Raw genomic sequence first — 12729 nt, forward strand, 5'->3', positions numbered from 1 at the left:
ATTGTGGGTTTAATATGTTATTTTTGATGTACTAGTTGTTTAAATACAACTAATAGGATAGGTTCTGATATAATTTACACATTATCGCCTTATAACACATTAACACCTTATACTTGCCGCATCGAACATTGCTCAATAAACACGAATTTAGGAAGGTAGTATGTTGAAAAAAGCTATTTCTCAAGCGAAATTAAGAGAATGGCAGCTCGAAATCAATGATATTTCTGTCGAGTTTCATCTTGCTATCATTTTTTACCAAGTCAACGCTGAAAATAGTTTTGAAGCTATTTGTACAAGCAATAATATAGATAAAAAAACCGAATTACTGCATGAGGCGAATTTATTGCAACTTTTTAATGTTGCACAATATCACTCTGAAAAATCAATAAAACAAGATACCGTCGTATTTCATCAACTTCTTCGTTCGTCCCAAGATAATATTATTGGTGTGATCAGTTTTAGCGCTAAAAATATTGAATCTTCTCAAGTTACATTGCTCCAGCCTTTAACAAAAATTCAAACACGCATAGCAAATATGTTAAGTAATGCCATTCGTTATCATATAAACGACTTTGACTTAGATAGACATGGTTCAGTGCTTCTAGATGTTAGTTTGCAATCTTTTATTGATGCTTTTGATGAACATATTTGGGTTAAAGATACTCTCGGTCAATATGTCGCATGTAACAAAAGTGTTGAATTGGCTTGGCAGAAAACAAAACAACAAATAGTCGGTAAAACCGATATTGAGCTTTTTGATCAGCGTACTGCAGATGAATTTCTCGAGGGTGATAATTTAGCGATTAATGCAGGTAAAACTGTGGTGGTATCAGAATGCCAAGAAGTTGATATCGATTTCAATAAGGTGTGGATTGAAACCATTAAATCGCCGATCCGTAATGCCCATGGTGATTTAAGTGGTGTTATCGGTATGACTCGTAATATTGCCAAACACAAAGAGGCTGAAGAGCAGTTAGTTTTAGCAGCCAATGTGTTTCAAAATGCGGTTGAAGGTGTGGTCATTACTGACAGAAATGGGCGGATAACTGAAATTAATCAGGCTTTTACGGATATTACTGGCTATAGCCGTGAAGAAGTCTTAGGACAAAATCCAAGACTGCTTAATTCGGGGCGTCATCCCAAGAGTTTTTTTGAGCGTATGTGGAACACATTACTTGTTCAAGGTAAATGGCATGGTGAAATTTGGAACAGACGTAAACATGGTGCCATCTTTCCGCAATCGATTACCATTAGTGCCGTATACGATAAGCTCAATTTCATTCAATATTATGTAGCGGTATTTGCCGATATTTCAGCGCAAAAGCAAAATGAAGAAAAACTTAAAAATCTTGCTTATTTTGATCCTCTGACCCAACTGCCGAATAGAATGCAGTTTATGTCGTTACTTGAACAAGAAGTTAATCATACTAACCGTGCAAAAAAACAGTTAGCAATAATCTTTTTAGATATCGACTTTTTCAAACAGATCAATGACAGCTTAGGCCATATGATTGGTGATGAAATTTTAATTGAGCTTGCCAAGCGTCTGTCTTATGCATTGTCTGATTTTGATGTTCTCTCCCGATTAAGTGGCGACGAGTTTGCTGTGATGTTACCCAGTATTATGGGGACAGATTCAGTGACTTTATCGGTTGACCGTATTCGTAGTGTGTTTGAGCAGCCATTTATACTTGATAATTCTCAATCGGTGCGTTTAACTGCCAGTATGGGTATTGCCATTTATCCTAGTGATGGCGATGACCATGACAGCTTATTACGTCATGCAGATGCTGCTATGCATCGTACAAAATTAAATGGGCGTAATAATTATGCCTTTTATACGGAGTCGATGACCAAGCAGGCAGTGGAGCAATTAAAACTGCAAACGGCATTGCATCAAGCGTTGGTTAATAAAGATTTTTATTTAGTTTATCAACCAAAATTGAAATTATCTGATTTGTCACCTTGTGGGTTTGAAGCGTTAATTCGCTGGTCCGATCCTGTTTTAGGTAATATCCCTCCAGGGGAGTTTATTCCGTTAGCTGAGAAAATTGGGTTAATTTGGGATATTGGTTTATGGGTATTAAAAACAGCTTGTATACAAGGGGTTGAATGGCTGACTCAAGGAAAAACTTTTGAACGCATTTCCGTCAATGTGGCTAGTTTACAACTGCAAAGAAATGATTTTGTCGATAAAGTTCGATCGATTTTGTTAGAAACAGGATTGCCCGCTAAACATTTAGAGTTAGAAGTAACAGAGTCTTGTATGATGCAAGATCCTGATGCAATTATTCGTGACTTAAAATTATTAGGGGCGATGGGGATAGCCTTGAGTATTGACGATTTTGGTACCGGATATTCGTCACTCAATTATATTAAAAAATTACCCATTGACAAGTTGAAAATTGATCAGTCGTTTGTGCGGGATATTCCTCATGATCCTAATAACACTGCGATTGCAAAAGCAGTGATTGCATTGGGGCATGCTTTGAATTTACAGATAATTGCCGAAGGCGTAGAAACTGCCGAACAAGCAGATTTTCTGCGGCTCCATGGCTGTGATTTGGTACAAGGGTATTTGTTTAGTAAACCACGGTTGCCGGAAGATCTTAATGATTTTTTACCCGTGTTTACGCAAAACAAAACAATATAGTGAGTATAATATTCAGCTTATAAAAGGCAGAATAAAACAGCCAACGTATAACGTTGGCTGTTTTTAATACAAAAATACTGACGTACTATGCATAAGTGTCGACTTGAATTGACGTCGAGCTATTGCTGGCAGTTTCACTGCTGTCACTATTATAAATACTGCTCAGTGCTTCAAAAAAGATGCTACCAATATCTTCATCACTCAAACCATCAGTCATTGGCTTTAACTCATCTAACATGGCTTTTAATGAGTCTTGCTGCTCAGATGATAATGAAGCCAACATCTCTGTAGTGGATTCCTGCTCTTCATCAGTCAATGATGAAACGGCATCCTCTAACCCCGGAGGGACACTTCCTGGCGGTGGTGGAGGTGGACCGTCTGGACGAGGAGGTCTTTGGGCACTTTCAGTTGATGACATTTGCGTCATGGTGTTACCACTGCTTACTTGCATATCGGCTCCTTGGTGTTGGCTTTTCATTATGAAAGAAATTGCTGATCAGTTCAAACCATGCAACATTTATTGTGCCGTTAATCACATTGTTATCATAATGATGATTAACCTTCGCTTATGTAAAGATTAATTGCGTGATTTTTCTGGTCGTTCGCCTGGTCCACCAGCGGGTACCGCAACTAGTTCGCCATCCATTAACGTACAGGTAGCCTCTATTGTGTCACCTCGAGGAGTTTCAAAGCTAACTTGGTCGTTTTCTGCACTATTAGCGCATGCTTCAATGGCTTCTTTAGGTGGCTTGCCATCATGGGGATTGGCATAAACAGCTGCTGATGTGAATAAACTAAGGGTAAGTATACCAATACTAATTGGGTTAAGGGTCATGATAACAGTCCTATGCTAGGTAATGTATTACAATATAATTTTTACAATATAACCCAACAATGTGAAGTAATTGTGCAGATTTTAAGGAGTTTAGAATTAGTTATTTTTTTGCGACTAGTTTGCGTTTATATAGCTGGTTATACTGTGTTTTATGAAAATATCTCAAAAACTCTTTTTGGCCTTTGTTGGCCTCACAAGTATTGTACTTATTGCCACGTTATCATTAGCGAGGTGGAGTTTTGACCAAGGGTTTTTAGATTATATTAATGGTTTAGAACAAGAGCGTTTACAGCACTTATCTGATGACTTATTAACTCTCTATGCTGACAGCAATGGTTCACAAATCGATAACGCAGTTGAAAAAGAGCAACAATCCACATTGGTCTGGCAATCGATTAATCAAACGTTATTAATACAAACCATTGCCCAAAATTCACCGTTTCCAAGAAATAACCGTCCAGATGATGGGGCACATAGACCACCAAGGCCTGCCAATAAACGTCCCCCAATGGGACCTGAGTCTCGTTTGGGCCCTCCTAGACAACGGCCAACGCTTGATGCACAACATTCTGGTCCACCCACTGGGTTATATTCTGCAGATCTACAGTTTATAGCTGGGGCTGACATTGATTATGCCGATGACCGTATAAGCTTACCCTTGGTACTAGATAGTCGCATCGTGGGTTATTTATACAGTAAACCTATTCGACAGGTGGAATCATCATCGGCTACGGCATTTTCTCAGCAACAACGTTGGACCAGTTTGTGGATTGGTTTATTGTGTTTACTGCTTGCCAGTACAATTGCTTGGTGGTTATCACGGTTTTTACTTATTCCGGTTAAACAAGTTATGTTGGGTGTGTCGTATTTATCGCAAGGTAATTATGATGAGCGTCTTACACCAACTCGTGCCGATGAATTAGGCCAGTTAATGGCTAATATTGATCATCTTGCAATGACATTATCGAAAAACCGCAGTGCCAAAAATCGTTGGTTAGCAGATATTTCTCATGAATTACGGACGCCGTTAAGTATTTTATGTGGGGAGATTGATGCCATTAAAGCAGGGATAAGAAGCTTTGATCACACTCAGTTAATGTCACTTGAACAAGAAGTATTACGGATGAAACACTTAGTCGATGATTTGTATGAATTATCCTTATCAGATGTTGGCGGGTTGCGTTATCATTTTCAACGAGTTAACGTCAGTGAATCTTTACAAAGCACGCTTAATAGCATTGCTGCTAGTGCACAAGATAAAGGCTTAATGATACAAAGTCAGATTAAGGCAGACTTATATTTATCTGCTGATGTGCATCGCCTTGAACAATTATTTATTAATTTGTTAATGAATACTATGGCCTACACTGACTCTCCAGGAACAATTGACGTACAATTATCGCAGCAAGCCAAAACGGTTATATTAACTATCAACGATACAAAACCCAGTGCCAGTGTTGAAGAATGCGAACATTTATTTGAACCATTATATCGCCAAGACAGTGCTCGTACTCGTCGAGGTAGCGGGGCTGGTCTCGGTTTGACCATCTGTAAAAACATTGTCGAAGCCCATGATGGCACCATTAAAGCTAAGCCATCATTATTGGGTGGACTTTGTATTGAAGTTCGATTACCTACGCATAGGGAGTGAGTATGAGTGAACATGTTCATCAACAACCATTAACCATATTAGTGGTGGAAGACGAACCCAAAATCGCCCAGATTTTGGTCGATTTTTTAACCCTTGAAGGTTTTAATACTTTAGTACAGCATGATGGTCGTGATGTGATTGAAACCATAAAATCTCAACAAATCGACTTTATGATTTTAGACCTTATGCTGCCCTATAAAGATGGCTTAACAATTTGTCGTGAATTAAGGCAATTTTCAATGCTGCCAGTATTGATGCTTACAGCACGGGTTGATGAAATAGACCGTTTAATGGGCTTAGAGCTTGGGGCTGACGATTATGTTTGTAAACCATTTTCAGCTCGGGAAGTCGTCGCTCGAGTTAAAACGATTTTAAGAAGAGTTGAAAATACTCACGGTAATCAAAGTGAACAATCGATTAGTTATAAGCACTTGCAGATAAATATTGAACGCTTTAAATGTCATGTCGATCAGCAAGACGTTGAATTAACACCCGTTGAATTTAGATTATTGCACACTTTGATGAAAAGACCTGGAGTCGTGCATTCTCGGGATAGTCTAATGCAGGTTTGTTATGTTGACGATCGTATTGTTAGTTCACGTACCATTGATAGTCATGTGAAAAATCTACGTCATAAATTAGCTCAAGCGAGTAAACAAAAAGAGTTATTACACTCCATTTATGGAGTGGGTTATAAAGTAGAGTAATTCTTCTACTTAGTAGAATATGATTAAGACGGTCGTTTTTTTAATGCTTTGGTGACCAAAGTCATGCTCTCTTAGCCGAGCATTAAGAATCACGGCCCTTGATTACTAGTATAGAAAACTCCTTTGAATCTGCACAATTTTTGCGTATTAGATTGCTAATATCAGCATACACAATAGATTTTAACAGCATAGGTTAGCAAGGAGCAGTGTAATGCAGTCACTTCTATTATTTTTATTACTGTGTTGTCAGATTTTTTTCACTATTGCCTTAATCGTGATGTTTATTGGCGGATCCCAAGAACCGTCATAATTTACTCGCAAGATACAACACGCAACACGTAACCATCAACCTAAGAGTTTAGGAAGTAAATACCTAATCCCCCCCCAAATAAACGATAAAAACACTCATCCTTTTGTAGGTGTTGTCTTTTGCAAATCAATATATTATCTACATTGTGGTCTATTGAAGCGACATTATTGATTTATTACATTTATTGATAATGTTCGCTCGCTCAAAGCTTAGCTTTTGTTTAGAATGTTGTTAATAGCCTTTATGGTATCAACGTGGTCTTATTTCGGTATTATGGATACTAGCGCATGACTTATTCTCTTTGATTATTTGCTCGAAAATAGTAGATTAATATTAGACGAAGAGTTGATAGTAGTACGAATATCGATCACGTAAGATAGACCTTCCACTGGCATGCGCTGATTGGAATACATTTATACTGAGGTGGACTGTTTTTCTGCCTAGGAGCTTTAATGCAACTGTTTGTAAAAGATTTAACTGTTATTGATTTTTCTTATCTTTGCCCAATTCGAGGCATGGTAGGTGAAAGCTGGATTGTCGATGTGCTACTAGATGGCGGTTTAGATGAGCAAAATATGGTGCTCGACTTTGCCAAAGTAAAACGTACCATCAAAAACACCATTGATGACGTTGCCGATCATCGCTTGTTAATCCCTACAGCTTGTAGCGAAGTGCGCTGGCAGCAAAAGGGCGACCGAGTGTGGATGGATTTTAGCAGTCAAAAAGGTGATATACATTTAGCCTGTCCGTCTCAAGCATTCGCGCTGATACCAACAGAAGTGATTGACTATGAAAGTGTGAATGACTTTTTGAAAAAAGCCTTACGTGAAGTATTACCCGAAAATGTTCAGGGCATCAGCCTGACATTACGCTGTGAAGTGCTCGACACCCCGTTTTATCACTACAGCCACGGATTACGTAAACATGACGGTAATTGCCAACGTATTGCTCATGGTCATCGTAGTCCAGTAACGATATTTGAAAACGGCATCGCAGAACCCAAATGGGACCAATATTGGGCAGAGCGTTGGAATGATATTTACCTTGGCACCGAAGAAGACCTAGTGCCTGTTAATACTCTTGAATTATCAAAGCAAACTAAAATCAGTGACGAAACTCATTTTGGTTTTCACTATGTTGCGCCTCAAGGTGATTTTCAATTAGCGATGCCTAAGCATTGCTGCGACTTAATTCCCCATGACACCACAGTAGAGCTATTAGCAGAATACATGGCGAAAACATTGGCTAGTAAAGAGCCTAAAAGTCACTTTAAAGTTATCGCTTATGAAGGTATTGGCAAAGGGGCCATTGCGGTAAGAGGTTAATCACGTATTATTAATGGGCTGCCTTTAGGTGGCCCTTTTTTTATATTTTTTGTCGCTATTAACAAGGAATGCGTTTCAATTATGTTATTAAACAATACGATTTTAAAGTCAATCTCAACGGCGGCAATGCTGGTGGTCAGTTTATGTGGGCTAAATGCAAGCGCAGTCGCTGCGGTGACATTTCAAGGTCAGTTTGAGCAAGGGGCTTTAGTGCGAGGAGGCGTGCCAGCAGGCAGTAAAATTTTGCTCAATGGTCAACCGGTAAAAGTCACCCCAAACGGTCAGTTTGCGATAGGTTTTGATAGAGACGCTAAGCCAGAACAAGTATTTAAAGTCATTTATCCAGACGGATTAACTGAAATTAAACCGTTAAAAATAGCGGCTAGACATTACAAAATCGATCGGGTAACCGGTATTAGCCAAAAAATAATGAAACCCGATCCGGTCGCCCAAGCAAGGGCCGCTAAAGATGCCAAACAGACTCGCACCGCCCGAGGCCTGTTTAGCGAGCAAGTGGCGTTTATGCAATCGTTTATTTGGCCTGTAACAGGCAGAATTTCAGGTGTTTATGGCAGTCAACGTGTTTATAACGATGTGCCAGGCAATCCTCATTTTGGTGTTGATGTTGCGCGTCCAACAGGTACGGTTGTAGTTGCTCCTGCTGATGGGGTTATTACCCTAGCAGAACCCGATATGTTTTATTCGGGTGGCACTGTTATTATCGATCATGGCTATGGAGTTAGCTCAACGTTTTTGCATTTGAGTAAACTGTATTTAAAAGTCGGAGACAAAGTCGCACAGGGTGATAAAGTTGCAGAAATTGGCGCAACAGGACGTGTTACTGGGCCGCATCTAGATTGGCGCTTAAACTGGTTTCAAATGCGTCTTGACCCAGTATCAATAGTGCCATCAATGGCGAGCGTATTAGCTGCTGAGAAAGTTCAGTAATACTAACTTATCTCAGGACGGGACATAGTTATAAATATAAAGGGATGCTAATTAGCATCCCTTTATTATTTTAAAATGCAGTTTTTATGGATGTTGTTCAAACCACCATAAAATATGGGCAACTTTACTCATTAAGTTACTCGGTCTTTTATAGATGCCATGGAAAGAGTCGGGGATCCTCACCATTGCAGTATCAATATTTTGTAATTTTAAGGCTTGGTAAAATTGCTCGGTTTCAGCTATTGGTGTCCTCAGGTCGGCTTCACCAGTTAATAGCATTGTCGGCGTTGTCACATTACCAACGTAACTCAGCGGGGAGAGTTTCATGTAATGTGCAGTATCTTCCCAAGGCATTTTTTCAAACCAATTCTTAATCACAAATGAATGTATATCTGTTGTTAGTGTAAAGCTAACCCAATTAATGACAGGTTTGGCGACCACAGCAGCTTTAAAACGATCAGTGTGTCCAACTATCCATGCCGTCAGTACCCCTCCGCCAGAACCTCCTGTTACATACAATTCATCGTTATTGATGGGTTCTTGTGCAATTACGGTGTCAACAACTGACATCAAATCATCGTAATCTTGGCTGGGATAATTATTATAAATAGTTTGGGCAAACTCTTTACCATAACTGTCACTGCCTCTTGGATTGGCATAAACAACAACATAACCACTGGCTGCCATTAATTGTATTTCAGCGGCGAAATGAGGACCATAATTGGCAACCGGGCCACCATGAATTTCAAGAATGAGTGGATATTTTTTCCCTGCTTTTTTAGCTTGTTCAAAACCAGGTGGATAAGCCACCCAGGCTTGTATGTTCCTTTGGTCAAATGACGATGTAACGTTAATTGCTTTAATGTTAGCCAATGTCTTATGGCCCAGAGCATCTTCATTTAAGGAGGTGAGTACTGTCGTTTTATTGTTTTTTGTTATGGCTACATCAGCAGGACGTTGAGGTGTTGAGTAGGTAAAAGCAATGCTACCATCATTGGCAACATCAAAGTCGCTTCCTGTGTACGGTCGACCAAACGCAAGACCACCAAGGTTTTTAGCAACAATGACCCGTTTACCATTTAAAGGTTGTTTGGCGACATAGGTTTCTCCCTTGTCGTTATAACTTATGTATATATTTTGACTATTATTATCCCATTTTATGTCATTTACTGAGCGATCTAAATCTGCCGTTAAGGTACTCTTATTGGTACCATCAATTTGCATGACATACAGCTCAGTGTTTTCGTAGTTTTTATTATTTTGATCTGATCCTAGATAAGCAATTAATTTCCCATCTGGTGATACTTTAGCGGAGGTGTCTGGCCCAGTCCGGTCAGTTAATTGGTTAACGTGTAATGTGTTGATATCAATACTGAACACATTGGTGTCAGTCCATTCAAGATCGCTGTCATCGCGATTGTTCGAGGAGTAGATAATCTGTTGGCCATTTTTACTCCAGCTTAGGTTGCTGGTGTGATCTTGTTGACCAAAACTTAGTTGACGCGGGGCACCGCCATCAGCAGACATGACAAAGATGTGATGCTTACCAGACTTATTCACCCCCACACCATCCGTACGATAGTACATATCATCGACGTAAATAGCCGGTTCGGCCCAATTAGCCTTTTCTGGTTTCCCTGGAAGCGTGACGACCGACTTGGGTTTAGTGGGTACAAATAGGGTGAAAGCCAGTTGAGTACCGTCAGGAGACCAGCTCAGGTTATTGGGTGTTTGAGCTAGATGACTAATTTGTGATGATTTACCGGTATTTAACCAGCTCATGTGCACTTGGGCTGTTCCACTCGCTGTTGATATATAAGCTAGCTTAGTATTGTCAGGTGACAATGTTGGTGAATACTCAACATTGAGGCCATCGGTAACCGGAGTAAGTTTCTTTTTATTAGTCACTTTCCATATGTTGCTGAGCTTTTTGTCGCTATTGATGTCCATATAATTACGCACAAAAAAGACTTCTTGGCCATCGTTACTTATGTCTGTTCCCGATGCATATTCTAAGGTAAAAACATCTTCAAGTTTTAATAATGTATTGTCTTGTTGTGTTTGATTGTTATTGGCATTATTAATTTTCGCAGCACCAGCGGTTGTAACAGTGAGGCTTGTCGCGATTAGAATACCTATGTGGATGTATATTTTCATTTTATTCCTATAAGCATAAATTCAGCATGAAGATGAAGTAATCATGAAATTAACACAAGGTGAGTAAATTACGAACATTTGAAAATTGGTATCTATAATTGAAGTTACTTAGGTATGTTGAACTTCCTGAGTCAATACCATCTGTAGCCTCCGTCGCATCTGACAAACGTAAAAAGATCATGATAAATGTTTGACATAATTATTAACAAAAAAATGAAATATCACCGTTATTAGTTTATTAATAACAGCTTTGTTGTGTCTTATTATGTAAGTGTTCTTTAGTATGAATCAGACTAGTGTTTTTCAACCTTCTATTGAGTTAACGTCTTACTCAATACGACAAAATGTTTGCATTGATATCGCAAAGGGATCTATTCATGATAAAGCGAGTTGGAAATACTGACATTCAACAGAAACACAAAGCAACATGTCATTGTGGCGCCGTTGAACTTGAACTCACCTTGCCAAATGGCATCGAAAATCCACGACGTTGTGATTGTTCAATTTGTCGTAGAAAAGGGGCGATTGTTGGTTCTGTAAAATTAGACGGGATCCGTGTGGTAAAAGGTCAAGATGCACTAAGGCTCTATCAATTTAACACCAAGACAGCAAAACACTATTTTTGCTCCCACTGTGGTATTTATACCCATCACCAACGACGATCAAATCCAACTGAATATGGGTATAACATTGGTTGTCTAGTTGGTGTCAATCCATTTGAGTTAAGGAATGTGGTTACTGGCGATGGCGTGAATCATCCCGCTGATAGGGTTGAACAATAAATACACAGTTGCTTTTGATTGTACGTCCGGACATCACAATTGAATTTACAAAGTGTATTTCGTATTAAGTGGCTGTATATAAACTTATTTAATGTAATATTTTAATAGGTGAATGTTATGTTTAGATGGATTGTTTTACTTTTTAGCGTCAGCTTTTATTTGCCAGTGGCAGCTGCCACCAATTTGACCTCTTTAAATGATAATGGGATTAATCGTTGGCAACCGAAAATATTTTCAGGTAAAACGATTTACAGCATAGGCGAATATAAAGGGCGTCTAGCGCTAAAAGCACTTAGTCAAAACGCCGCATCTGGTTTAGTGTTAGAACAGCAAATAGATCTTATTGCATCGCCTTACCTAAACTGGAGTTGGTTAGCCGAAAACAAGCTAGTGCAATTAAACGAACGAAGTAAAAATGGTGATGACTTTGTGGCTCGAATTTACGTAGTTATTGATGGCGGTTTTTGGGTGTGGAACACCAAATCATTAAACTATGTTTGGTCGAGTAATCAAGATATAGGCTTGGCTTGGGACAACGCCTTTGCTGGTTCAAGTGTCAAAATGATGTCTATTAGAGGAAAAGAATCTCAAACGGGTCTGTGGTATGAAGAAAAGCGCAATGTGTATCAAGACTTGATTGACACCTTTGGTGACAAAGGTAGTGATAAAGCCAACCGTAAAGCCTATCAATATATAGATATTATAGCGATTATGACCGATACCGATAACAGTGGAAAACAAGCTGAATCTTATTATGGAGACATAATATTCAGTGCAAAGTAGCCACTTGTAAACTAGTACTTTAAATGGCGTTAATCACAATACTGTTAGATATAAACTTATATAATATTCTGCTCTTATAGGGGCATTATTAACGACGATAATTACTTAACGAATACTACATAAACCTGGGATATTTTAACTGCGTAACTTTATTAAATTTAGGTCCGTGATCACTGAGTGCCCTAAAAATACAGCCAAACAAACCGTACTTAAGAATGAGTCAAATTTACCATTGATAATGGTGACGATAATCATGAGTCTGCATAATACATCTGGTTGTAGTGGTATGCTATTTAGCAAGTAAATGTCGAAGTAAAAAGCCTCATTTAATACGAGTACCGCTCGCAATTTCATTAAAACGAAAGTAATACAAAGCGACTAAGGACTGAGGATATTGTTTGCAATGTAAAGCAACTCTTATAGTTTAGGGACAGTAATGTCACTTTTAAGGTATTAATTAAGGACCATAAAACTACACTCTTTATTATTTATTTAAAGTTATAAATATTCTAAATGTCAGGAATATTTTCTCATATTACAATCTGTTAAGCAGTTTTGTGTTAAAGATTGTTTAACGT

General features: G+C 38.7%; 10 protein-coding genes. 7 read left to right on the forward strand and 3 right to left on the reverse strand.

Annotation, left to right across the window (positions count from 1 at the left end; all coding sequences use genetic code 11):
• Positions 1-160: 160 nt before the first annotated feature.
• Positions 161-2653, forward strand: coding sequence for an EAL domain-containing protein (locus ABIS04_RS07615; protein WP_350433071.1), 2493 nt, complete (start codon positions 161-163; stop codon positions 2651-2653).
• A gap of 85 nt (positions 2654-2738) precedes the next feature.
• Here the strand turns inward: ABIS04_RS07615 and ABIS04_RS07620 are convergent, their stop codons facing one another.
• Both ABIS04_RS07620 and ABIS04_RS07625 read right to left on the reverse strand, forming a co-directional pair.
• The gene (locus ABIS04_RS07620) at positions 2739-3104 is read right to left on the reverse strand and encodes a hypothetical protein (RefSeq protein WP_137221207.1); all 366 of its coding nucleotides are present in this window, start codon (positions 3102-3104) and stop codon (positions 2739-2741) included.
• A 126-nt stretch (positions 3105-3230) separates the two neighbouring features.
• Entirely contained in the window at positions 3231-3488 is a 258-nt protein-coding gene (locus ABIS04_RS07625; protein WP_137221205.1) for a hypothetical protein, read from the reverse strand.
• Positions 3489-3639: 151 nt separating this feature from the next.
• On the opposite strand from ABIS04_RS07625, the gene ABIS04_RS07630 reads away from it, so the two are divergent.
• From ABIS04_RS07630 to ABIS04_RS07645, 4 genes are all read left to right on the forward strand, one after another.
• Entirely contained in the window at positions 3640-5139 is a 1500-nt protein-coding gene (locus tag ABIS04_RS07630; RefSeq protein WP_350433072.1) for an ATP-binding protein, read from the forward strand.
• Positions 5140-5141: 2 nt separating this feature from the next.
• Positions 5142-5846 carry a response regulator gene (locus ABIS04_RS07635; protein ID WP_137221202.1) on the forward strand — a complete coding sequence of 235 codons (705 nt, stop codon included), beginning with the start codon at positions 5142-5144 and terminating at the stop codon, positions 5844-5846.
• Between the two features lie 762 nt (positions 5847-6608).
• On the forward strand, positions 6609-7481 hold the full coding sequence (locus ABIS04_RS07640) for a 6-carboxytetrahydropterin synthase (protein WP_137221200.1): 873 nt from the start codon (positions 6609-6611) through the stop codon (positions 7479-7481).
• 126 nt (positions 7482-7607) lie between these two features.
• Positions 7608-8429 carry a M23 family metallopeptidase gene (locus tag ABIS04_RS07645; RefSeq protein ID WP_240778491.1) on the forward strand — a complete coding sequence of 274 codons (822 nt, stop codon included), beginning with the start codon at positions 7608-7610 and terminating at the stop codon, positions 8427-8429.
• 84 nt (positions 8430-8513) lie between these two features.
• Here ABIS04_RS07645 and ABIS04_RS07650 read toward each other — a convergent pair whose 3' ends face one another.
• On the reverse strand, positions 8514-10586 hold the full coding sequence (locus ABIS04_RS07650) for a S9 family peptidase (RefSeq protein ID WP_350433073.1): 2073 nt from the start codon (positions 10584-10586) through the stop codon (positions 8514-8516).
• 377 nt (positions 10587-10963) lie between these two features.
• Here ABIS04_RS07650 and ABIS04_RS07655 point away from each other — a divergent pair, with 377 nt between their 5' ends.
• The gene (locus ABIS04_RS07655) at positions 10964-11368 is read left to right on the forward strand and encodes a GFA family protein (protein WP_350433074.1); all 405 of its coding nucleotides are present in this window, start codon (positions 10964-10966) and stop codon (positions 11366-11368) included.
• 117 nt (positions 11369-11485) lie between these two features.
• Positions 11486-12151 carry a DUF3047 domain-containing protein gene (locus ABIS04_RS07660; protein WP_350433075.1) on the forward strand — a complete coding sequence of 222 codons (666 nt, stop codon included), beginning with the start codon at positions 11486-11488 and terminating at the stop codon, positions 12149-12151.
• The last annotated feature ends 578 nt before the right edge of the window (positions 12152-12729 follow it).

Source organism: Shewanella sp. H8 (assembly GCF_040285065.1).
Lineage (GTDB): Bacteria > Pseudomonadota > Gammaproteobacteria > Enterobacterales > Shewanellaceae > Shewanella > Shewanella polaris.